Raw genomic sequence first — 22,016 nt, 5'->3', positions numbered from 1 at the left:
CGTCATCGATCCGTCAACGTCTTTTCCGTTTCCCCCGCCGCCGCACGGGGCAGCATCAAGGCGTGCCCGCCGTTCTCTGGTTCCGCCGCGACCTGCGGCTCGCCGACTCCCCCGCCCTCCTCGCCGCTGCGGGCGACGACGGCGACGTGCTGGCCTGCTACGTGCTGGACCCGCGACTGGAGAGGTCCGCCGGCCCGCGCCGGCTGCGCTACCTCTACGACGCCCTGCGGGATCTGCAGGAAAGCCTCGACGGCCGGCTGCTGGTCACCCGTGGCGCGCCACATTCACGAATTCCCCAGTTGGCCAAGACCGTCGGCGCGAGTGCGGTACACGTCTCCGACGACTTCACCCCGTTCGGCCAGGCCCGAGACGAGAAGGTGCGCGACGCCCTCGGCGACATCGAGCTCGTCGCCACCGGTTCGCCCTACCTGGTGTCGCCCGGTCGCGTCGCCAAAGCCGACGGCAGCCCCTACAAGGTGTTCACCCCGTTCTTCACGGCGTGGCAGAAGCACGGTTGGCGCAAGCCGGCCGACTCCGGCGCGAAGAGCGCCCAATGGATCGACCCCAGCGACGTCAAGGGCGCGAAGACCGTCTCGATCCCGAAGGGTGACGCCGAGATCGACATCCCCGCCGGGGAACGCGCCGCGCTCAGCCAGTGGAAGGACTTCCTCGCCGACGGGCTGTCCGGCTACGCCGACGACCGCAACCGGCCGGATCTGGCGGCCACCAGCAGGATGTCGGCGCACCTCAAATTCGGCGCGATCCATCCCCGCACGATGGCCGCCGACCTCGGCCGAGGCAAGGGGGCCGCGGCGTATCTGCGGGAGCTCGCCTTCCGCGACTTCTACGCGTCGGTGGTGCGGGAGTGGCCGCGCAGCACCTGGTGGAACTTCAACCCCTCCTTCGACGCGATCGAGGTCGACGAGGGCAAGGACGCACAGGCGGCATTCGAGGCGTGGAAGGCGGGCAAGACCGGCTTCCCGATCGTCGACGCCGGCATGCGGCAGCTCGCCGAGAGCGGGTTCATGCACAACAGGGTCCGGATGATCGTCGCGTCGTTCCTGGTCAAGGATCTGCACCTGCCCTGGCAGTGGGGAGCCCGGTGGTTCCTCGAGCAGCTGGTCGACGGCGACATGGCCAACAACCAGCACGGCTGGCAGTGGGCGGCAGGGTGCGGAACCGATGCGGCGCCGTACTTCCGCGTGTTCAATCCGACCACGCAGGGCGCGAAGTTCGACCCCGATGGCGACTACGTCCGGCGCTGGGTTCCCGAACTGGCCGACGTCGACAACGTCCACAAGCTCGAGGGCGACCGGCCGGACGACTATCCGGAGCCGATCGTCGACCACGGCCAGGAGCGCGAGGAAGCGCTGCGCCGCTACAAAAGCCTGGGGTGACCCCTGCCTAGCGCAGCTGCAGACCCGCGTCGACGGGCAGCGCAACGCCGGTGATGTAGCGCCCGGACGGGCCGCACAGGAACATGATGGCGTCGGTCACGCTGCCGGACTCCATCATCGGCAGCGTCATCAACGGCATCTGCGACTCGCCGAAGGCCGGGTTCTCGGTGATGAACCCGGCCATCGCCTCGTTGAGGACCATCGGCGTCGCCACCCCGCCGGGGTGCACCGAGTTGACCCGGATGTTGCGGGCTGCGAGCGACGCGGCGAAGTGCCGCATCAACCCGACCACGCCGTGCTTGGCCGCCGTGTAGCCGGCCGCGCCGTGGGTCATGGTGCCGAGGTCGGTGCTGACCGACTTCAGCCCCGCCGCCGAGCTGGTGATCACGATCGCACCGCCTTCGCTGTTGGCCAGCAGCGCCGGCAGTGCGGCGTCGACGGTGTAGTAGACGCCGTTGAGCATGATGTCGACGGCGTCGACGTAGGCGCCGATGTCGCGGCCCTGCGGCCCTGTCGCGGGCATGATTCCGGCGTTGGCGAGCACGAAATCCAGTCGCCCCAGTTCCTCGACGCCGCGGGCGACGACGGCCGTCAGCCGGTCCCGGTCTCGGACGTCACAGCGTTCCGCGACGATGCGGCGACCCGTCTTCTCGACCAGCGCCACGGTCTCGGCGAGGTCCTCCGGCGTGGCCATCGGATACGCCACGCTGTCGAGTTGCTCGCAGACATCGACCGCGATGACGTCGGCGCCCGCCTCAGCGAAGCGAACCGCGTGTTCGCGGCCCTGCCCGCGGGCGGCGCCGGTGACGAACACCACCGTGTCGACGAAGGTGTCGGCGAACGGCCGCTCGGACTGCTGGCTTGCCATGGACGGGCAGCCTACGGGCTGTGTCAGAATGGCCCCAATACCGATAGACCGGAGGAGCAGCCGTGGCAAGCACCGAGGTGGAACGACACACAGGTGTCGACGTCGAGGACGTGCCGTCCGCCGCGTGGGGCTGGTCCAAGGAGAATCCGCGTCTGCAGCAGATCGGCGGGATCGTCGCGGGACTGTTCCTGCTGGTGATGATGCACGGCAACCACCAGGGCCATGTCGAGGACTACTTCCTCATCGCCGGCGCCGCCCTGCTGTTCGGTTACGTCGCGCGCAGCTTCTACCTGCACCGCAACCGCAACACGCGCTGACAGTCAGACGGCCAGCGGCAACGCATTGGCCACCGGCGTCAACGCCTCTGGCATCCCCGCCGCCGCTCGGATCTCTGCGAATGCAGCCAGCAGCGCATCGGTGGCTTCATGCGGGTCCTCGAGTGTGCGGTCGTCGGTGAGCACCGAGATGGACAACTGGTCGACGTAGCTCCACACCGTGATGTTCATGCCGCTGCCCGCGACGATGGGACCCACCGAATAGATCTCGCTGACCGTCGCACCGTGTATCACGCCGCGCTCGCGGGGACCCGGCACGTTGGAGATCGTCAGGTTCATCACCAGCGACGACTCGAGGCGCCGGGCCTGCTGTCGGAAGATGCGCGGCGTGGTCGCCGGGGGCAGGTACGACAGCCAGGACGGCAGCAGGGTGGGCCCGAGCAACCGATGGTTGTCCTTGGCGATTGCGGTCGCGGTGGCCGTCAGCCGCACCCGTTCCAGCGGATCTGCGACATGAACCGGCAAAGACGGTGTGATGTAGGTGAATTCGTTGCCCATCACCCGCGTGGGCGACGTGTCGACACTGACCGGCACGCCTGCGATGAGCGGCGCCTCGGCGGCCCCGTCGTAGCGCAGCTGCAGCCGACGCAGCGCACCCGCTGCTGTCGCGAGCACGATGTCGTTGAGTGTCACACCGAGGTGACGTGCCGTGTCTTTGACGTCGGCCAGGGCTAGTGGGGCGGTGGCGAACCGCCGCACCGGGGAGACGACGTGGTTCATGAACGTCGGCGGCGGGGCGAAGTTCCGCGCCAGATCGGGGTGGGGTCCGCGCTCGCGGGCGCTGCGCCGCACACGCACGACGCCCGCCGCGGTGTCACGCAGCAGCCCCGGCATTCTGCGCAGCCCACGCGCATGGTCACGGGCCGCGCCGCGCAACAGGTTGAGCGGGGCCGTCGAATCGGGTCGCGCCTGCGCCAACGCGCCGCGCACGTCAGGTTCTTCGGCCCCGAGCACCATCGCCATCTGGTTCGCTGAGGCCATCCCGTCGGCGAGCACGTGATGCACTTTGTGGATCACCGCGATCTTGTTGTCCGGCAACCCTTCTGCGACATACATCTCCCACAGCGGCCGAGTGCGATCCAGTGGGGTGCTGGCGATCTCACCGATCAACTCGTCGAGCTCGCGTCGCCCTCCCGGCGCACGGACGCGGGCCTGCCGAATGTGATAGTCCACATCGATCTCTGCGTTCTGCACCCACATCGGATGGTGCAGCTTGAACGGGATGTCGACGAGCTGGCACCGCAGCGGCGCGAGCGCGTGCAGCCGGGGCAGCGCCAGCCGTCGGAAGAGCTCGAAATCGTAGCCCGGCACCTGCGACACATCGAGCACGCCGATCTTGAGCGTGTGCATGTGGATCTCCGGCGTCTCGCTGTACAGCATCATGGCGTCCACACCGTTGAGCCGCTTCACTGCCCACCTCATCTCCGAACCGCGAAGACCGGCCCTCACCCGTGATCGCGTCGCCCGACCTGGTACCCATTCCACTCGATTTCGGCACCTCACGCTAACGTCACCGTCGATGACACGTGTCGAGAAAAGTTGGATTGCCGAGCTCTTGACCTTCGAGCGCCGCGACGGCGATGTGTTCAGCGTGACGGCGCCGCCCGACGGACCCAACACCACACTGTTCGGCGGCATGATCGCCGCGCAAGCGCTGGCCGCCGCCGGCGCCACCGTGTCGCCCGAGAAACTGCCCCAGTCCCTCCACGTGTACTTCGTGCGCGGCGGACGCTACCGCGAGCCCCTCGACTTCCGCGTCGAACGCACCCGCGACGGCCGGTCGTTCGACACCCGTCGCGTCACCGCCGTCCAGGGGGGCGCGGTGATCCTCGAGATGATCGCCTCGTTCCACGTCGCCGAACCAGGGGCCGACGAGCAGCCCGTCGCGCCGGCGTCGCTCGCCTTCGATGACGCCCAGCCGAAAATCGTGGACCTCGACTTTCTCGACCCGTTCGACATCCGCACCGAGTCCGCCGACGACACGGGGTTCGCGTTGCCGCCGTTCTGGATTCGCTCGCAGAACCCGGTCGAGGACGACCCGCTGGTGCGCGCGTGCACGCTGACCTTCCTTTCCGACATCGGTCCTGTCCCCGTGGCCCGACCGTCGGGTGTCACGCTGGCCCGAGGCACCGGCTACGCCGCGAGCCTCGACCATTCGATGTGGTTCCATCGCCCGTTCGACCCGCACGAGTGGCACCGCTACGACGTGATCCAGCGCAACCACAGCGACTCCCGCGGGCTCGTGATGGGATCGCTGTACGACCGCAACGGGGCACTGGTCGCGTCGACCACACAGGAAGCGCTGTGGCGTCCCTGACGTAACCGGCTCCGGCGGGGCACTGCCTTCGGTAGGTTCTACCGTCGTGCCGACGCTGACGAACCGCCAGATTGTGCTGCGCCGCCGACCACAGGGCCTGGTGGCCGCCGACGACACGGAACTCGTCGAGACCACCGCGCCCACACCCGCCGACGGTGAGGCGCTCGTGCGCACCACCTACGTCGGTATCGATGCCGCGGCGCGCACCTGGCTCGACGACCAGCCGAGCTATCTGCCGCCGGTGGCGCTCGGCGAGGTGATCCGCGCGGCGGGCATCGGTGTCGTCGTCGAATCCCGTTGTCCCGCATACTCTGTCGGCGATATCGTGACCACACTGACCGGCTTCTCGGAGTACACGATCGTGCGCGACGACCTGTTCACCACGCCGGTGCCGGGTCCGGGCGATCAGGTCGACCAGCGCGCGGTGATGTCTCTCTACGGGCCGACGGGCGCCACCGCGTACTTCGGGATGACAGGTATCGGCAGGCCCACACCCGGCGAGACCGTCGTGGTGTCAGCCGCAGGCGGGGCGACCGGTTCGGTGGCGGGCCAGATCGCCCGCATCGCCGGGGCCCGGGTGGTGGGCATCGCCGGCGGACCCGAGAAGTGCCGTGCCGTGGTCGAGGACTTCGGGTTCGACGCCTGCATCGACTACCGCACCGACGATCTGCCCGCGGCGCTGCGCACGCACTGCCCGCGCGGCGTCGACGTGTACTTCGACAACGTCGGCGGCCCCATCCTCGACGCGGTGCTCGGCAGGCTCGCCCACAAGGCGCGCGTGGTCCTGTGCGGGGTCATCTCCAGCTATCTGACCGGTGACCATCCGGGCCCGGCCAACTACGTCAACCTGCTCGCCAAGACGGCACTGATGCAGGGCTTCAACGCCCTCGACGAGTGGGGCCGTTTCGACGAGGCGTTCGCCGCGCTGCGCCGCTGGGACGCCGACGGTCTGCTGGTGCATCGCGAGCACGTCTACGAAGGCATCGAGGCGTGTGTCGAAGCGCTCAACGGGTTGTTCACCGGCGCCAACATCGGCAAGACCCTGGTCCGCATCTGACCACGCTCGCGAGCGTCAGCCTTCCGCCGCCAGTTGACCGCAGGCCGCGGCGATCTCGCGACCCCGCGTATCGCGCACGGTGCACGAGACCCCGCGCTCACGGACGCGGCGCACGAACTCCCGCTCCGCGGGTTTCGGGCTGGCATCCCACTTGCTGCCCGGCGTCGGGTTGAGCGGGATCAGGTTCACGTGCACCAGCGGGCCCAGCGCCCCGTGCAGCTTCTTGCCGAGCAGGTCGGCACGCCACGGCTGGTCGTTGACGTCGCGTATCAGCGCGTACTCGATCGACACCCGGCGTCCGGTCGTGTCGGCGTAGTAACGCGCGGCGTCGAGAGCCTCGCTGACCTTCCACCGGTTGTTCACCGGCACCAGCGTGTCGCGCAGCTCGTCGTCAGGGGCGTGCAGTGACAGCGCCAGTGTGACGTTGAGCTTCTCGTCGGCGAGTTTGCGGATCGCCGGGGCCAGCCCGACGGTCGACACGGTCACCGACCGCGCGGAGATGCCGAAGCCCTGCGGCGGCGGGGCGGTGATCCGCCGGACCGCGGCGACGACACGGTTGTAGTTGGCCAGCGGCTCGCCCATGCCCATGAACACGATGTTGGACAACCGCGAGCCGTCCCGATCTCGCAGCTCGGCGGCTGCGGAACGCACCTGCTCGAGAATTTCGGCGGTCGACAGGTTGCGCTTGAGGCCGCCCTGGCCGGTGGCGCAGAACGGGCACGCCATTCCGCAGCCCGCCTGAGACGAGATGCACACGGTGTTGCGGTCGGGATAGCGCATCAGCACCGACTCGAACGTCGTCTGATCGACCGCCCGCCACAGCACCTTGCGGGTCTCCCCCGCATCGCATTCGATCTCCCGGGCCGCCGCGAACAGCGTCGGGAACAGCGCCTGGCCCACCTGTTCACGCACCGCGGCCGGCAGGTCGGTCATTTCCGTCGGGTCGGCGATCAACCGGCCGTAGTACTGATTGGCCAGCTGTTTTCCGCGAAACGCGGGCAGGCCCAGCTCGGCGGCCGCGGCAGCTCGTCCGTCGTCGTCGAGATCGGCGAAGTGCCGCGGCGGCATCGCGCGGCGAGGGGCATCGAAGACGAGGGGCAGCGGAGCCCCGGCAGAACCAGACATGACTGCAACCAGTATCTCAGGCCAGCAGGGTCAGGACGATCCATCCGGCCACCGCCGACGGCAGCATCGCGTCGATGCGGTCCATCAGACCGCCGTGGCCAGGCAGCAGCGTACCCATGTCCTTGATGCCGAGATCACGCTTGATCTGCGATTCCACCAGGTCACCGAGCACTCCGGTGATCACCAGCATCAACCCCAGCGGGACACCGACCCACGCGGGCTTGCCGAGCAGGAACGTGACCGAGAACACCGCCGCGGCCGTGCCGAACACGAGCGATCCGCCCAGACCCTCCCACGACTTCTTCGGGCTGATCGCGGGTGCCATCAGGTGCTTGCCGAACAGCACACCCGCGACATATCCGCCGATATCGGCGAACACCACCGTGGCGATCACCGTGAAGACGCGCACGCCGCCGTCGTCGGCGAAGATCAGCAGCGCGGTGAACGCTGCGAACATCGGCACCCAGGTGGCCAGCAGCACCGTCGCCGCCATGTCGCGCAGGTAGTTGACCGGTTGACTGTTCAGGCCCTGCCCCAGCAGGCGCCACACCATGGCGACCACGATCGTGCCGGCATAGCCGCCGAGCAGTCCCGCCATGTCGAACGGCCACGTCAGCCAGATCATTGCCTGACCGCCGACCAGCAGCGGCACGGCAGGAAGCACGTACCCGTGCTCACGGAGGCGGCGGATCACCTCGTGGGTCGCGATCGCAATGGCCACGGCCAGCAGCGGGAGCCACCATATCGGCGCGAACAGCAACGTGCCGATCGCCATCGCGCCCAACAGGACGCCCACCGCGATGGCCGCCGGCAGGTTGCGCCCGGCGCGGGACTTGTTCTGGGTCGGCGGCGGATCGACCGGCTTGTCTGCCACGGGAGTCGGTTGCTGATCGGTCACGTCAGACCTCCAGCAACTCACCTTCTTTGTGTTTGACCAGTTCGTCGATCTGACCCGTGTACTGCGCGGTGGTCTTGTCGAGGTCCTTCTCCGCGCGGGTGACGTCGTCCTCGCCGGCGTCGCCGTCCTTCTTGATACGGCTCAGCTCCTCCATCGCCTTGCGACGGATGTTGCGCACCGAGACCTTCGCGTCCTCACCCTTGGCCTTGGCCTGCTTGACCAGGTCGCGGCGGCGCTCCTCGGTCAGCTGGGGAATCGAGACGCGGATGACGTTGCCGTCGTTGGACGGGTTGACGCCCAGGTCGGAGTTTCGGATCGCGTCCTCGATGTTGCGCAGCTGGTTCGCCTCGTAGGGCTTGATGACGACCAGCCGGGGCTCGGGGACGTTGATGCTCGACAGCTGCGTGATCGGGGTGGCGGAGCCGTAGTAGTCGATGCTGATCCGGTTGAACATGCCGGGGTTGGCCCGTCCGGTGCGGATCGACGCCAGGTCGTCCCGTGCCACCGACACGGCCTTCTCCATCTTCTCCTCGGCATCGAAGAGCGTCTCGTCGATCACCTGTCACTTCTCCCGTCGCTTCGCTCGCTGATCACCTCGTTGGTCATGTGGTGGTGACCAGTGTGCCGATCTTCTCACCTGCGACGGCACGGGCGATATTCCCGTCGGTGAGCAGGTTGAACACCATGATCGGCATTCCGTTGTCCATACAGAGGCTGAACGCGGTCGCGTCGGCCACTTTGAGTCCGCGATCGATGACCTCGCGGTGCGTGATCGTCGTCAGCAGCTTGGCATCGGGATCGGTGCGCGGGTCGGCGGTGAACACCCCGTCGACGGCCTTGGCCATCAGCACCACGTCTGCCCTGATCTCCAGCGCACGCTGCGCGGCGGTGGTGTCGGTGGAGAAGTAGGGCAGCCCCATGCCGGCGCCGAAGATCACCACGCGGCCCTTCTCCAGGTGTCGCTGCGCGCGCAGCGGGATGTAGGGCTCGGCAACCTGACCCATGGTGATGGCGGTCTGCACCCGGGTCTGAATGCCTTCCTTCTCCAGGAAGTCCTGCAGCGCAAGGCTGTTCATCACGGTGCCGAGCATGCCCATGTAGTCGGAGCGGGTTCGCTCCATGCCGCGCTGCTGCAATTGGGCGCCGCGGAAGAAGTTCCCGCCGCCGATCACGACCGCGACCTGGACCCCGCTGCGCACCACTTCGGCGATCTGGCGGGCGACGAGGGCGACGACGTCGGGGTCGAGACCGACCTGGCCGCCGCCGAACATCTCACCGCCCAGTTTGAGCAGTACGCGTCTGTAGGCGGGCCTGATCAACGATGTCGGGCCCCCGTTGGCTGTACTGTCCGCCATCCGACTCCTTCTCGCTTGCGCTTGGCCGCCCCCGAGAGTGCCGCAGACGGCTCCCCCATCCTGCCTCATCGCAGGCCGCACGCTTCGTTCAGGGGCGCCCGGGTGTGTCAGCCGACGTGCGCGGTCAGTAGCCAAGCACCCACGGACTTGCGGCCGGGCGCCTCGTCCCGGACATCAGCGCCCGCGAAACCCGTGAACTGCGCGGCGAAGGACTCCGGCACGTTGGCGTGGATGCGAGCTGGGCGGATGTCGTCGATCGTCCAGTACCGTGCCACGACTTCGCGCAGCTCCGGCTCGGTGACTGCGTTGACGGGGCCGCCCTCAGGCATCGCTGCGCGGTCGAAGACGAGCACGACGTAGGTCGCCCCCGGCGCCGCCGCGCGCACGATCGACTGCTGGTAGCCGTCGCGAAGCTCCACCGGCATGGAATGGAACAGCGTCGAGTCGATGATCGTGCCGAATCGGTCGTCGTATCCGGTGAACGCACTGATGTCGGCGACCTGGAAGGTGGCATTGGTCAGCCCACGGCGGGCGGCTTCGGCGCGTGCCAGCTCGACCGCCGTCGGCGACTGGTCGAGCCCGACGACGGCGACACCTCGTTCGGCGAGGTACATCGACACTGCTGCTTCACCGCATCCGGCGTCGAGCACGTCGCCGTGACAGATGCCGGCGTCGATCAGCGCGCGGATCTCCGGTTGCGGCTCACCGATGCTCCAGGGCGGCCGCACGCCCGCCATGTCGTCGGCTTCGCCGCGGTAGGCGGCGTCGAACATCGCGTCACTGGGATTCGTCATGCCATCCTTGGTATCAACGAGATTGATATGCGTCAAGATGGTTGACATGGGCGAGCGCGACGGCACCCCGCTGGGCTATCTGCTGCACCGGTTGGCGTCCGCATTACGCGCCGATGTGACGAGCGCGGTGCTCGAGCCCTTGAATCTGAGCTTCCCGCAGTACATCTGCTTGCGCCTGCTCTCGCGCCGGCCCGGTCAGTCCAACGCCGAGCTCGCCCGCGACGTGATGGTCTCTCCGCAGGCGATGAACATCGTGGTGCGCGGCCTGCAGGAGCGGGGGCTCGTCTCGAGGCCCGCCGCGGTCGCGACGGGACGGTCACTGCCGGCCGAGCTGACCCGTGAGGGGCGCGCGCTGCTCGCGCGCACCGACGACGGGATCAGGGGCGCCGAACAGCGGGTGCTGGGCCCGCTCTCGGAACGTGACCAGCGCGAGCTGCGCCGCATCCTCTCCGCACTGACCTGACCGCCTCCCTCACGAGCGGGCGTGTCTGCACGCCCACTCGCGGGGATGGTGTCAGGACTCCATCGCGCGCTCGGCCACCGGCAGCCCGCTGTGGCTCTGGTGGCACGCCTTCGGCGGTGACGGTGGCAGGTCGAGTGCCGGATTGCCGTCGAAGAATCCGATCGGCTTGAGGTGGAAGCCCGTATACGCGCACGGCATCACCGGCCAGTCCTCGGGCCGGACCACGTGATGTGCGCCCAGGGTGTACCAGAGCACGACGTCGGTGTTCTCCAGAGGCGCGTCATCGGCGACGAACTCCGGCAGGCCCTGCGCGTCCGCCGACTGGTACATGTAGTCACCCGCGGCGAACATCTCCTTGGGGTCATAGCGCGTCACCCACAGGTTGTGCTGCACGAAACGCGCCCGGTCGTAGATGTAGGAGCCTTCCTGCACCATCACCGGCACGATGTCCTTGGGCACCAGCTTGTAGGCCACCGGACTACCGAGTTCGTTGACCTTCTCCGGATTGGTCACCTTCCAGTACCGGCCTGTCGACCAGTTCCAGTCGCGCGCACCGTCGGCCTCCGACTCCACCAGCGTGTCCTGCACGATCCACGCATTGTGGTGCGGATTGAGCTCCGGGTCCGGCTCGGGAATCGAATCCACCTCGTAGACACTGTTGTTCGGGCCGTCGACGCTCATGTCGAGCCGGAAGTTGAAGAAGTGCTGGTGATTCGGACCGTAGATGCCGGGCGCCACCATCTTGCCCCAGCGCGGCGTCTCCCCCTCCGGAACAGCTCCGGTTGTGAGCACGCCCGACAGCTTCACCTCGACCTCGATCGACGCGTCGTTGTACAGGTACCAGAAGAATCCGTACTCGTAGTTGCCCACGGTGCAGATCATCGAGATCACCAATCGGCGGGAGCGCCTGACCTCCACCTCCTCGGTGCGGAAATCGGTGTGCTTCCAGGAGATTCCGTAATCCTCCTCGTGCATGCAGATCGCGTTCGGGATCGTGACCGCGTTGCCCGCCGAATCGTTGACCGTCCCGTCGAAGTAGAAGATCTCGCCCAGGCAGTCACATCCGAGCGTCAGAGGGTTGGCGGAGAATCCCATCCCCACCTCGCCCATGTCGAAGACGTTCTTGTTCCAGTGCGTCGGCGAGGTGTCCCCGTAGGGCACAACCATTTCCGACAGCGATCCGCGGTAGAGAATCGGCCGGGTGACGCCCCGGTCGGTATAGGTCACCTGATGAAGTGTGACGCCCTCACGCGGATTGAACCCGATCCGCAGAGACCACTTCTGCCAGGTGACGTTCCAGCCGTCGACCGTGAAGCTCGGCCCCTCCGGCTGGGTGATCTCGATCGGCTTCACATCGTCACGGAACTGCGTGAACGCCGGCCTGTTGTTCTCGTCGAACATGAACTCCTCGGAGTAGTTGCCCGCCGTCGGAGGCAGTGGCACCACACCGTGGTCCTCGACGTCGAGCACCGTCATGGCGTCGAGGTCGAACGTGACGATCAGCCCCTCGACAGGGCGGGCGTACCCGTGCTCAGAAGGCGCAGCACGCATGAACGTCAACGGTCGGCAGATCAGCGCCGAGTTGTCGTAATGGTCTGCACTGCCGTAGTAGCCGGCCGGCCACGGATCGATCATGGCGAGGCTGAAGTCGGTGATGCCGCGTTTGCGCATCGCCTCCTGCCAGCGCGGGTCTTCGCGGACCTTCTCCTCCACCCCGGTCATGTGCTCGACGAGGTAGGACGGGAACCGCCCCGGCACGGGGGTCCACGACTCGATGAGGCGCGCGTCGAGGTTTACCACCGCCTCGTACACCATCTTGGCCGTCGAATCGTACATCGTGACGAACGCGCATCGCGGCACGTCGGCCTCCGCGAAGGTGAGCGTCTCGGTCTTCGCCGGTTCCGCCAGATAGATCATCACGAACTTCAGTGTCGGCGTGCCGTATTGGCTCGACCGCACGATGTCGGCGGCGGCTTCGATCTCGGCGCCGCTGAGCGGATCGAGGGGATATCGGTCAACCCCGGCAGCGTCCGTCTCCGGCGCGCGGGTGTCTTCCATCGTCATCAGACGGTACCTTCCGTTGTGTCCTTGTCGTTGAGGTCGAAGACGGCCAAGTGCGCCAACGAATCCTCCTTCGAGACCTTGTGCGCCGAACGTCGGCCGAACACGTAGACGGTCAGACCGAGTGCGAACATGCCCAGGCTGATGCCACCGACCCACGTCATCCAGGTCGACGACGGCACGTCGATCCACGGCGTGACGAACGAGTAGTAGACGCCGCCGATGGTGCCCACGGTGCCCACGACCACGGTGATCCACACACCGGCCATGCCGCCCGGAATGCGCCAGAACTGTTCATTGGCATAGCGATCCGCGTACTTGCGGCGCGCGATGATGACCGGGAACAGGAAGAAGAAGCCCGACAGCAACCACACGGTGGACAGGCCGCCCTGCAGATAGATCGTCACATTGGCCATGCTGCTCTGCGAGTACAAGCCGACCAGGATCAGCGACGAGATGACACCCTGGATCAGGATGGCGGTCACCGGATTACGGGTGCGGGGGTTGAGATGGGTGAACAGCCGCGGCAGGTGCCGCTCCAGGCCGGAGACGAAGATCAGCCGCGAGTACGCCACCTGGTAGGTCATCAGAGCGACGATGATGATGAACGCCAGCACGATCGCGCAGACCTCCATCAGGCCGGGGAAGCCGGCCACATCCAGCATGCCGATCACCCCGGTCACCGGATCGATCTCGTCGCCGGGCAGCGCCATCATGGTGCCGAGCGTGGTGAGCAGGTAGATCGCCACCAGAGCCGTCGAGCCCCACAGGATCATCTTCGGCCCGCTCTTGCGCACCGACAGGAACTCCGCACCCATGTTGTAGGGCGTCTCGACCCCGAGCAGGTACAGAAGCACTGTGCCGTAGAGGAATCCGGCGACCGCGAAGTTGGGGATGGTGGCCTCGGCCCAGCTGAACGGCGTGCCTGATCCGTTCTTGACGGCGAAGAGAAGCCCGCAGATGAAGATCGTCAACGTCAGGACGCCGTACACCACGAAGACGATGTTCATGATCTTCTGGTTGGCAGCGAGTTTCGCCAGCGCGAGCCCGATGACCGTCCACAGGATCACCAACTGCAAGATGATGCTGGTGGTCAAGCCGAGTTCGGCATGGAACGCCAGCAACAGGAACTGCAGCACCACTGCCGGCGAGGAGGCCGCGTTGAGGATCACCGGCACCCACGACAGGTATCCGCCGATGAAGCCCCAGGTTTCGCCCATCGTTCGGGTGGCCCAGATGTACACACCACCCTGTCCGGGCCACAGGTTGCCCAGTTCCACGACCGCCATACCGGCCGGGATGAGGAATGTCAGGATGCCCAGCACCCACATCGGTATCGCGGTCCAACCACCCGCGGCCATCACCGACGATCCGGTGACCCAGCAGATGATGAACACGTAGGCAGCGGTCAGACCGAACGTCGTCATGACCTTGGGCAGGATCTGTTCGGGCACCAGCTCGGTGGTCATCAGGGCGTCGCGCTCGGCGTTACCCACCGCCTTGCCGGAGCCCGCCGCAGGTGCGGGTTCGGTTTGCGTCATAGGTTGTCTCCCAACTCAGTTGACGATCTGTCCGTCTCTCATTCGGACGACACGGCTCGCTTCGTCGGCCACCGTGGGGTCATGGGTGCTCGCGACGACGGTCACGCCCATCGTCGAGCAGAGTTCGCGAAGCATCCGCACGACGGTCTCTCCGGTGCGGTGGTCGAGGTTCGCGGTCGGTTCGTCGGCGAGCACCAGGGCCGGGTTGCTGATCAGCGACCGGGCGATCGCGGTGCGCTGCTGTTCGCCGCCCGACATCTTGGTCGGCTGGTGATGGATCCGGTGCCCGAGGCCGACCAGTTCGAGCAGATCGATGGCGCGCTGGCGTAGCGCGTCGCGGTCATAGGGTTCGAACATCAGTGGCAGTTCGACGTTTTCCACCGCCGACAAGAAGGGAATCAGGTTGTAGCTCTGGAAGATGAACCCGACTTTGTCGTGCCGTAGTGCGGCGAACTGACTCTCGGTCAGCGTCGCGGTGTCCTTGCCGGCGACGGTCACGGTTCCCTTGGTCGGCCTGTCGAGCCCGCCGATGATGTTGAGCAGCGTGGATTTTCCGCTTCCGCTGGGACCCATCAGGCACACGAATTCGCCGGGCATGACGGTGAGGTCAGCGGCCATCAGCGCCTTGACGACTTCGTCGCCGAGTTTGTGCAGTTTCCAGACGTCGGAGATCTCGATGACGGGGGCAGGTGCGGTCATGTCAGCTTCCTTCGGTCAGCGATCGAATCGGGGGGCGCGAGGCCGCCTTCCAGGTGGGCACGATGCTGGTCGCCAGGGCGGCCACGATGCTGACGCCGACCGCGATCGCGGCACCGGCCGCCAGTCCCGACATCGACACACCGGTGCCGACCACATCCGCCATTGCCAGGGCCACGCCCGTCAACCCCGCCAACAGCGCACCGGCGAGGGCACCCGCCACCGCGGCGATCGCGGGCTCGACGAGAAGCGCGGCGACGACGGGTGGGCGCGGAACGCCGTTGGCGCCGAGCACGCCGAGTTCGCGGGTACGTTGCGTGACGGTCCTCGTCGTCGCCACCGCCACTTCTGCGACACCGACCAGCAGCACGGTGACCGCGATCAGTGTCACCGCGTGCCCGATCTCGTCGGCGTGCCCCAGAACCGCTGACTGGCTACGGATTCCGTCGCTCATTCCGAACACGAGCACCACCAGGTACGCCCCCGTCGCGGTGGTGACGGCCGGGAGCACCATCTCCCGCGCGCGCCGGCGGGCGGCGAGCCAACCGTAGGTCAACCCCTTGACGATCATCGCGCACTCAGCAGCTCGACGGGGCGGTGCTGGAGCAGGCGGTGCACCGGCACCAGGGCGCCGACGATGGCCATCGCGGGCAGGAACATCGCGGTCATCGCGATGCCCTGCAGCCAGGCCGTCACCGTGGCGATGCCTGGAATCACCAGCGCCACAGCGATACCCGCCGCGGCGATACCCACCACGTAGGCGGCGACGAACACCATCGCGGACTCGACGAGGAAGAAGTACAGCACTTCGTCGGCCAGTCCGATGCTGGACATGATGCCGAATTCGCGACGCCGCTCGGCGACCGAAGCCAAGAACGACGACACCGCGATGACGAAGCCCAGCGCCAGGCCGATCGTGGAGATGAGTCCCAGCGTCGATCCCGTCACCTTGCCGGAGAACAACGCCGAGAACTTCTGCTCGAAGGTCAGCGGACCAGCGCCGCCGACGGTGTCGTAGATGAGTCCCCGACCCTGCGGGTCCGGTTGCACGGACGGATCGGGCGTGGCGGGCAACCCCACCTCGGTCGAGAAGGACTGCGCCAGATCACGCCGCTTCTCCGAACCGGCCGGTGCCGAGACAACCCACCAACCACTCTGCCCGACAACGGATTCCGCTATCGCGGTTGGTACGACGACGGACTCACCGCCTCCACCGATGCGGACCTGCAGACTCTGTCCACCAATCGTGACGCGGTCGCCGTCGGCCACGCCGAGGCGCCCGGCCGCACCCGCGGCGATCTGCGCCTCTCCGGCAGCGATGTCGTCGCGGCCACGCAGAGACACGGCATGACCGGCCACCTCCGTCACCCCGGACAGGGTGCGGGTGGCAGTCCATCCGCCCGGGATGGAGATATCAGGCGCCGGCCCGTTGGCGACGAGCGCCTCGACGTCGGGGTCATAGTGCACGCCGGCTGCGGGCACGACCCACAGAGCGCCGCCGGACAGCACGTCGGTGACCGAATCCTCGCCTGTCATAGCGAAACTCGCCGATACGGTGCGCACCACGGTGACGCACGCGATCGCCAGCGCGATACCGAGCACCGAGAGGACGAAGCGCTCGGGCCTGCGCCGGATGTTGGCCAGAGCGAACCGGATCAGGCACATCACTGTGTTCTGCGAGCCGACGGGAAGCTGCTCGGAGGGCATCACCGCCGACGAATCGCCGACTTGACTCGTCTCCACGAGAGATGATGGTGGGAGCCGCACGTAACACTCAGAGCCACCTGCGGTGACGTCGGTGTTAATACGCCAGGGGCGCAGTTACGGCAGCGTGTCGGGGACGCAACGGATTTCGTTGCCCATCCGTCAGCTCGAGATCGTCGGCCACGGTTGTGCCTGCTCGAGTTCGTAGGCGAGCTCCAGCAGCCGCGCATCCTGGCCGAGCGGCGCGGCGAACATCATGCCGACCGGTAATCCCGACGCCGAGCGCGCCAACGGCAACGAAATCGCCGGCTCCCCCGTCACGTTCTGCAGCGGTGTGAATGCCACCCAGTCGATGAGCCGCTCGATCACCTGCTGGTACTCGGCCGTCGGGTCCAGGTGGCCGATGCGGGGGGTGACGTCGGCCAGCGTCGGGGTCAACAGCAGGTCGTAGGTCTTCTGTAGGCGCGAGGTGATTCTCCGCGTGCGGGCCAGCCTGACCAGCGCGGCGGGCAGTCGCGCGAGATTACGCGCCGCGTGGTGCTCCAACCCCAGCGTGAGGCTGTCCAGCCGGGTGCGGTCGAAGGTCTCACCGAAGGTGCGCCGGCCACCGCGCACCAGTGCGAACGCCAGGAACGACCAGTAGAGAAGGAAGTCGTCGATGAATCGTGGAGGTATCGGATTGTCGACCACGGTGACTCGGTGGCCGAGCTCTTCGAGCAGCGCAGCGGTCTGCAGGGTCAGTTCGGCGATCTCCGGAGCGGAGTCCCGGGCGATCGACCGCGTGCACACCGCGATGTCCAGGCGTTGGGCGCTCGGGCCGCGGACGTCGCCGACAGCGGGCAGCTTGGGGTTGGCGATGATGCGTTCCGTCTCCCGGTAGAAGGCCGCGGTGTCGCGGACCGAGCGGGTGAGGACGCCGTTGTGCACGATCTGCAGCGGCATCTGACGGACATTGCGATCCAGCGGGAGCCTCCCCCGCGAGGGCTTGAGGCCCACCAGGCCGTTGCACGCGGCAGGGATGCGGATCGACCCGCCGCCGTCGTTGGCGTGCGCGATCGGGACCACGCCGGAGGCGACGAACGCCCCCGAGCCAGACGACGAGGCACCCGCGGTGTGGTCGGTGTGCCACGGATTACGCACCGCACCCAGGCGCGGATGCTCAGCCGAGGCGCTGAAGCCGAACTCCGACAGTTGTGTCTTTCCAAGGGGAATCAGCCCCGTGGCCAGGTACGGCTTCGCGAAGTCGCCATCGCTCGACTCGATGCGCGCCTCCCAGGCGTCTGCCCCTTCCCGGGTCGGCATTCCCGCCACGGCCACGTTGTCTTTGATGAACGTGGGCACGCCGTCGAAGAAGCCCCCATAGGGATATGTCAGCCGGGCGCGCGTCCGCGCACGGTCGAACGCTTCGAAGGCCAGGCCGTTGAGAGCCGGATTGACGGACTCGGTGCGCGCGATGGCGGCATCGGTCAGTTCGGCCGCCGAGACCTCACCCGCTCGCAGCGCATTCACTGCGCCGACAGCGTCGAATGTGCCCAGGGCGTCGTCAGCGAAGGCGTCGATGCGGGTCATGGCGCGACGGTACCAGAGCGTACCGGCGGTGTCGGGCAGTCCCCGCGGTCGTCATTCGGCGCGCTGAAGCACCGCTCCCACGGTCATCGCGAGGATCTTCCAGTCCAGCCACAGCGACCAGTTCTCGATGTAGAAGTTGTCCCATTCGGCGCGGTCGGCGATCGAGGTCTGGCCGCGCAGACCGTGCACCTGAGCCCACCCGGTCATACCCGCCTTCACGCGGTGCCGGTCGCCGTACCGCGCGATCTGGGCGTTGAACAGATCGACGTACTCGGGCCGCTCCGGACGGGGACCGACAAGGCTCATCTCCCCGCGGACGACGTTGATGAGCTGTGGCAACTCGTCCAGCGAGGTGGCGCGCATGATCTTGCCGATTCGCGTGCGGCGGTCCTCCCCCTCGACGCCGCCCGGCGCGCTGTCGGCGCGGCGCTCGAATGAGGCGTCGGCGACGCTGGGAGGCCTCATGGACCGGAACTTGAGACAGTCGAAGACGCGGCCGTCGCGGCCGACCCGGGCCTGGCCGAAGAAGATCGGCCCGGGCGAGCTGAGCCGCACCGCCAGCATCAGCGACAGGAACAGCGGGGAGATGAGCACGAGCCCGATCGTTGCGAACAGACGATCCGAGAAATGCTTGACGGCGAACTGCCAGCCGCGCGGGTCCGTGCTGGGCACCGAGATCAGCGGTAGTCCGCCGATGTGGTCGATGGTGGCGTGCACGCCGATGGTGTCGAAGATCCGCGGCACGATCCACACGGCTAATCCGTGCCGGTGCGCCACCTTGACCGCCGCCGTGATGGCCTCGTCCCGGGTACGGGAGAAGGCCACGATCAGACATCGGGCATGGGTCTGGTTGATGGCGTCTTCGAGGGTGTCCAGCTTTCCCAGGTACGGGATGCTGGCCGGCTTGTCACGGTCCACCCCCATGGTCGGCAGGTCGTCGTCGATCAGGCCGATGGGCCGCAACCCGTAGTTCGGGGTGACCTCCAGGCGCTCGACCACTTTCGCGGCGATCCTGCCGTTTCCGACGATCAGCGTCGGAGCGATCATCTTGTTCCGGCGGAGCATGCGGGTCCGGACGGTGAACCAAACGAGACGGCCCAACGGGATCAGTACCGCCGCGCACACCCACACCTGTGCCACGCCGGTGCTGCGCGAGCCCTGGATGGTCGGGTTGAGGACCATGCCGCTCAGCAGCAGCATCGCCGCGACGGCGGTGAGCGCTTCGATTTTCGGCAGCTCGTCGAGGAACGAGCGGTTCAGCGACCGCTTGTAGAGGCCGCGGATGGCGAACAGCCCGACCACCGTCGGCGCGAAGAAGCACATCATCTGCCACGGGGGCAGTTGCTGATGCCTGTAGTTGGCCACAGTCATGCCGATCGCGACCGCCGCCGACCCGGTGGCCAGATCGATCGCCATGACGATCAGAGGCGACCAAGCTTTGCGGCGACGTGCGGGCACCACTTCGGTCAGCATCGGGAGGTCTAGCTGGCGCTCGACGGCATTGGTCTTTGCCGTTGGCGGAGCGTCGATGACACCGGTCATTGCTGACCTCCCCGGATCACGGTGCGCTCCACATGAAGAGGTTAACTCTACGGCAGCTGCGTCGTCGTCATTTGACGCCGACGAGAGCGGTTCGTCATATTTGACAGAGTCGCCTGAAAGTTTGCTGCGTGTCAACGGTCATCAACGGCGGCAAAAGAAGGGCACCCACACTCGCCGTCTCGGGCAACGGCTGGAGCACGCCCTTATTATCGTGACCGCAATTTTCGGTCTCATTTTTGAGATCGTGGCAAAGAACGTGCGCCGTTCGAACGATTGCCGCCGAGGATTCCATCCCACGCGCGCGGGATCCGCCGCAACGCACACGGCCCCCGGAACGCAGTGTTCCGGGGGCCGTGCGGTGGTGCTGGGGTCAGACTTCTGCTCGATTGGCCTGATTCCTCACCGGGCTCGTACCTTGCCCGGCGTCGTCGTCAGGCCTGACCGACCTCGAACCGGACGAACCGTGTCACGGTCACGCCGGCCTCGTCGAGCAGAGCCTTGACGGTCTTCTTGTTGTCGGACACCGAGGGCTGGTCGAGCAGCACGACGTCCTTGTAGTAACCGGTCACGCGACCCTCGACGATCTTGGGCAGCGCCTGCTCGGGCTTGCCCTCGGCCTTCGCGGTCTCCTCGGCGATCCGGCGCTCGTTGGCGACGATGTCCTCGGGCACGTCCTCGCGGGTGAGGTACTTCGCCTTCAGCGCAGCGATCTGGAGTGCGACCGCGTGCGCAGCAGACTTGTCGTCACCGGTGTACTCGACCAGCACGCCGACGGCCGGCGGGAGGTCGGCAGCGCGCTTGTGCAGGTAGGTCTCCACCTGACCGTCGAAGTACGCGACGCGGCGCAGCTCGAGCTTCTCGCCGATCTTCGCCGACAGATCGGCGATGACCTGCTCGACCGTGGTGTCACCGGCTTTGGCGGCCTTGAGCGCGTCGACGTCCGTCGCCTTGGCCGCGGCCGCAGCAGCCACGATCTGGTCGGCGGCGGCCTGGAACTCGGCGTTCTTGGCGACGAAGTCGGTCTCGGAGTTGAGCTCGATCAGCGCACCGTCCTTGGCGGCCACCAGACCTTCGGCGGTCGCACGCTCGGCACGCTTGCCGACGTCCTTGGCGCCCTTGATGCGCAGCAGCTCCACGGCTTTGTCGAAATCGCCCTCGGCGTCGACGAGCGCGTTCTTGCTGTCCATCATTCCGGCGCCGGTCAGCTCCCGAAGGCGCTTGACGTCGGCAGCGGTGTAGTTAGCCATAGATGTGTTCCTAGGGATTCTGTGCAGGGGTGGGTTCGGTCTGGATCTCGGCCTCGGGCGTTCCCGGTGCGGCTCCGGCCGCGGTGGGCGACGCCGTGGCACCGGCGAGCAGCTCCTGCTCCCACTCGGCGAGCGGCTCGGCAGCCACGCCGTCCTGGCCCGCATCGGTCTTGCCGGCACCCGAGCGGGCCTGCAGCCCCTCGGCCACCGCGGCCGCAACGACCTTGGTGAGCAGGGCGGCGGAGCGGATGGCGTCGTCGTTACCCGGGATCGGGTAGTCCACGACGTCGGGATCGCAGTTGGTGTCCAGGATCGCGATGATCGGGATGTTGAGCTTGCGTGCCTCCGCGACGGCGAGGTGCTCCTTGTTGGTGTCGACGACCCAGATCGCCGACGGCACCTTCTGCATGTCCCGGATACCGCCGAGCGAACGCTCGAGCTTGTTCTTCTCGCGGGTCAGCATCAAGATTTCCTTCTTGGTGCGACCCTCGAAGCCACCGGTCTGCTCCATGGCCTCGAGCTCCTTCATCCGCTGAAGGCGCTTGTGCACGGTGGAGAAGTTGGTGAGCATGCCGCCCAACCAGCGCTGGTTCACATACGGCATGCCGACGCGGGTCGCCTCCTCGGCGATGGATTCCTGCGCCTGCTTCTTGGTGCCGACGAACATGATCGACCCGCCGTGGGCGACGGTCTCCTTGACGAACTCGTAGGCCGAGTCGATGTAGGTCAGCGTCTGCTGCAGATCGATGATGTAGATGCCGTTGCGGTCGGTGAAGATGAACCGCTTCATCTTGGGATTCCAGCGTCGGGTCTGATGCCCGAAGTGAGCGCCGCTGTCAAGCAGCTGCTTCATGGTCACAACAGCCATGGGTGTCCGTACCTTTGAGTTGTCGGTTGTCGTCCGGCATCGGGTGAGCCGGACCCTGGCGACTGCTTCGATGCCGGACCCGAGTCATCGGGACCGCCCGGCATACAGGTGACGAACCCGCGAGGGTTCGTGCAGACGCGCGAAGTCAGCCCGCGCAAGCGAGCTGCGCAGAGAAGTTT

General features: G+C 67.0%; 21 protein-coding genes. 5 read left to right on the top strand and 16 right to left on the bottom strand.

Annotation, left to right across the window (positions count from 1 at the left end):
- Positions 1-62 precede the first annotated feature (62 nt).
- A complete protein-coding gene (locus ACZY1G_RS21425) occupies positions 63-1,397 on the top strand; it encodes a cryptochrome/photolyase family protein (RefSeq protein WP_463816866.1) in 1,335 nt (444 codons plus the stop codon).
- A 7-nt stretch (positions 1,398-1,404) separates the two neighbouring features.
- Here the strand turns inward: ACZY1G_RS21425 and ACZY1G_RS21420 are convergent, their stop codons facing one another.
- The gene (locus ACZY1G_RS21420) at positions 1,405-2,265 is read right to left on the bottom strand and encodes a mycofactocin-coupled SDR family oxidoreductase (RefSeq protein WP_463823554.1); all 861 of its coding nucleotides are present in this window, start codon (positions 2,263-2,265) and stop codon (positions 1,405-1,407) included.
- Between the two features lie 62 nt (positions 2,266-2,327).
- On the opposite strand from ACZY1G_RS21420, the gene ACZY1G_RS21415 reads away from it, so the two are divergent.
- Complete coding sequence (locus ACZY1G_RS21415) at positions 2,328-2,582, top strand: DUF2631 domain-containing protein (protein WP_463816868.1); 255 nt, start codon at positions 2,328-2,330, stop codon at positions 2,580-2,582.
- A gap of 3 nt (positions 2,583-2,585) precedes the next feature.
- Here the strand turns inward: ACZY1G_RS21415 and ACZY1G_RS21410 are convergent, their stop codons facing one another.
- Positions 2,586-4,010 (bottom strand): WS/DGAT/MGAT family O-acyltransferase, encoded by a 1,425-nt coding sequence (locus tag ACZY1G_RS21410; protein ID WP_463817189.1) that lies wholly within the window; start codon positions 4,008-4,010, stop codon positions 2,586-2,588.
- Positions 4,011-4,119: 109 nt separating this feature from the next.
- Here ACZY1G_RS21410 and ACZY1G_RS21405 point away from each other — a divergent pair, with 109 nt between their 5' ends.
- Together ACZY1G_RS21405 and ACZY1G_RS21400 are read left to right on the top strand one after the other, a co-directional pair.
- A complete protein-coding gene (locus ACZY1G_RS21405; RefSeq protein ID WP_463823553.1) occupies positions 4,120-4,917 on the top strand; it encodes an acyl-CoA thioesterase in 798 nt (265 codons plus the stop codon).
- A gap of 46 nt (positions 4,918-4,963) precedes the next feature.
- The gene (locus ACZY1G_RS21400; protein ID WP_463823552.1) at positions 4,964-5,974 is read left to right on the top strand and encodes an NADP-dependent oxidoreductase; all 1,011 of its coding nucleotides are present in this window, start codon (positions 4,964-4,966) and stop codon (positions 5,972-5,974) included.
- Between the two features lie 15 nt (positions 5,975-5,989).
- Here ACZY1G_RS21400 and rlmN read toward each other — a convergent pair whose 3' ends face one another.
- The 5 genes from rlmN to ACZY1G_RS21375 all read right to left on the bottom strand — a co-directional run bounded on the left by rlmN (position 5,990) and on the right by ACZY1G_RS21375 (position 10,146).
- The gene (rlmN, locus tag ACZY1G_RS21395; protein ID WP_463816871.1) at positions 5,990-7,099 is read right to left on the bottom strand and encodes a dual-specificity RNA methyltransferase RlmN; all 1,110 of its coding nucleotides are present in this window, start codon (positions 7,097-7,099) and stop codon (positions 5,990-5,992) included.
- A gap of 16 nt (positions 7,100-7,115) precedes the next feature.
- Entirely contained in the window at positions 7,116-7,997 is an 882-nt protein-coding gene (locus ACZY1G_RS21390; RefSeq protein WP_463823551.1) for a phosphatidate cytidylyltransferase, read from the bottom strand.
- A gap of 1 nt (position 7,998) precedes the next feature.
- Positions 7,999-8,556 carry a ribosome recycling factor gene (frr, locus tag ACZY1G_RS21385; protein ID WP_463816873.1) on the bottom strand — a complete coding sequence of 186 codons (558 nt, stop codon included), beginning with the start codon at positions 8,554-8,556 and terminating at the stop codon, positions 7,999-8,001.
- Between the two features lie 43 nt (positions 8,557-8,599).
- On the bottom strand, positions 8,600-9,352 hold the full coding sequence (gene pyrH / locus ACZY1G_RS21380) for a UMP kinase (RefSeq protein ID WP_463816874.1): 753 nt from the start codon (positions 9,350-9,352) through the stop codon (positions 8,600-8,602).
- Between the two features lie 107 nt (positions 9,353-9,459).
- Positions 9,460-10,146, bottom strand: coding sequence for a class I SAM-dependent methyltransferase (locus tag ACZY1G_RS21375; RefSeq protein WP_463823550.1), 687 nt, complete (start codon positions 10,144-10,146; stop codon positions 9,460-9,462).
- Positions 10,147-10,183: 37 nt separating this feature from the next.
- Here ACZY1G_RS21375 and ACZY1G_RS21370 point away from each other — a divergent pair, with 37 nt between their 5' ends.
- Positions 10,184-10,609: a MarR family winged helix-turn-helix transcriptional regulator gene (locus ACZY1G_RS21370; RefSeq protein ID WP_463823549.1), complete on the top strand. Its 426-nt coding sequence runs from the start codon at positions 10,184-10,186 to the stop codon at positions 10,607-10,609.
- A gap of 51 nt (positions 10,610-10,660) precedes the next feature.
- Here the strand turns inward: ACZY1G_RS21370 and ACZY1G_RS21365 are convergent, their stop codons facing one another.
- The 9 genes from ACZY1G_RS21365 to rpsB all read right to left on the bottom strand — a co-directional run bounded on the left by ACZY1G_RS21365 (position 10,661) and on the right by rpsB (position 21,837).
- Positions 10,661-12,673: a primary-amine oxidase gene (locus tag ACZY1G_RS21365; RefSeq protein ID WP_463823548.1), complete on the bottom strand. Its 2,013-nt coding sequence runs from the start codon at positions 12,671-12,673 to the stop codon at positions 10,661-10,663.
- The gene (locus ACZY1G_RS21360; protein ID WP_463816879.1) at positions 12,673-14,211 is read right to left on the bottom strand and encodes an APC family permease; all 1,539 of its coding nucleotides are present in this window, start codon (positions 14,209-14,211) and stop codon (positions 12,673-12,675) included. Before ACZY1G_RS21360 ends, ACZY1G_RS21365 begins: the two co-directional genes overlap by 1 nt.
- Positions 14,212-14,226: 15 nt before the next feature.
- Entirely contained in the window at positions 14,227-14,910 is a 684-nt protein-coding gene (locus ACZY1G_RS21355) for an ABC transporter ATP-binding protein (protein ID WP_335333334.1), read from the bottom strand.
- Between the two features lies 1 nt (position 14,911).
- Positions 14,912-15,478 carry an FtsX-like permease family protein gene (locus ACZY1G_RS21350; protein ID WP_463816880.1) on the bottom strand — a complete coding sequence of 189 codons (567 nt, stop codon included), beginning with the start codon at positions 15,476-15,478 and terminating at the stop codon, positions 14,912-14,914.
- On the bottom strand, positions 15,475-16,650 hold the full coding sequence (locus ACZY1G_RS21345) for an ABC transporter permease (RefSeq protein WP_463816881.1): 1,176 nt from the start codon (positions 16,648-16,650) through the stop codon (positions 15,475-15,477). The genes ACZY1G_RS21350 and ACZY1G_RS21345 overlap by 4 nt, the downstream gene beginning before the upstream one ends.
- A gap of 123 nt (positions 16,651-16,773) precedes the next feature.
- Positions 16,774-18,180, bottom strand: coding sequence for an amidase (locus ACZY1G_RS21340; RefSeq protein ID WP_463823547.1), 1,407 nt, complete (start codon positions 18,178-18,180; stop codon positions 16,774-16,776).
- 51 nt (positions 18,181-18,231) lie between these two features.
- Positions 18,232-19,722, bottom strand: a complete 1,491-nt coding sequence (locus ACZY1G_RS21335) for a sugar transferase (RefSeq protein WP_463823546.1) — start codon at positions 19,720-19,722, stop codon at positions 18,232-18,234.
- Positions 19,723-20,153: 431 nt separating this feature from the next.
- Positions 20,154-20,969, bottom strand: coding sequence for a translation elongation factor Ts (gene tsf, locus ACZY1G_RS21330; protein WP_463816884.1), 816 nt, complete (start codon positions 20,967-20,969; stop codon positions 20,154-20,156).
- A gap of 10 nt (positions 20,970-20,979) precedes the next feature.
- Positions 20,980-21,837, bottom strand: coding sequence for a 30S ribosomal protein S2 (gene rpsB / locus ACZY1G_RS21325; protein ID WP_463823545.1), 858 nt, complete (start codon positions 21,835-21,837; stop codon positions 20,980-20,982).
- Positions 21,838-22,016 lie beyond the last annotated feature (179 nt).

It is taken from the genome of Mycobacterium sp. IDUB_5, from assembly GCF_055419565.1.
This window is presented reverse-complemented; position numbering and strand designations above follow the sequence as displayed.

Coding starts and splice junctions, on each gene's coding strand:
- ACZY1G_RS21420 (WP_463823554.1), bottom strand. CDS start 2,265: ATGGCAAGCCAGCAGTCCGAGCGGCCGTTCGCCGACACCTTCGTCGAC.
- ACZY1G_RS21405 (WP_463823553.1), top strand. CDS start 4,120: ATGACACGTGTCGAGAAAAGTTGGATTGCCGAGCTCTTGACCTTCGAG.
- rlmN (WP_463816871.1), bottom strand. CDS start 7,099: ATGTCTGGTTCTGCCGGGGCTCCGCTGCCCCTCGTCTTCGATGCCCCT.
- pyrH (WP_463816874.1), bottom strand. CDS start 9,352: ATGGCGGACAGTACAGCCAACGGGGGCCCGACATCGTTGATCAGGCCC.
- ACZY1G_RS21375 (WP_463823550.1), bottom strand. CDS start 10,146: ATGACGAATCCCAGTGACGCGATGTTCGACGCCGCCTACCGCGGCGAA.
- ACZY1G_RS21370 (WP_463823549.1), top strand. CDS start 10,184: ATGGTTGACATGGGCGAGCGCGACGGCACCCCGCTGGGCTATCTGCTG.
- ACZY1G_RS21365 (WP_463823548.1), bottom strand. CDS start 12,673: ATGACGATGGAAGACACCCGCGCGCCGGAGACGGACGCTGCCGGGGTT.
- ACZY1G_RS21360 (WP_463816879.1), bottom strand. CDS start 14,211: ATGACGCAAACCGAACCCGCACCTGCGGCGGGCTCCGGCAAGGCGGTG.
- ACZY1G_RS21355 (WP_335333334.1), bottom strand. CDS start 14,910: ATGACCGCACCTGCCCCCGTCATCGAGATCTCCGACGTCTGGAAACTG.
- ACZY1G_RS21350 (WP_463816880.1), bottom strand. CDS start 15,478: ATGATCGTCAAGGGGTTGACCTACGGTTGGCTCGCCGCCCGCCGGCGC.
- ACZY1G_RS21340 (WP_463823547.1), bottom strand. CDS start 18,180: ATGACCCGCATCGACGCCTTCGCTGACGACGCCCTGGGCACATTCGAC.
- ACZY1G_RS21335 (WP_463823546.1), bottom strand. CDS start 19,722: ATGACCGGTGTCATCGACGCTCCGCCAACGGCAAAGACCAATGCCGTC.
- tsf (WP_463816884.1), bottom strand. CDS start 20,969: ATGGCTAACTACACCGCTGCCGACGTCAAGCGCCTTCGGGAGCTGACC.
- rpsB (WP_463823545.1), bottom strand. CDS start 21,837: ATGGCTGTTGTGACCATGAAGCAGCTGCTTGACAGCGGCGCTCACTTC.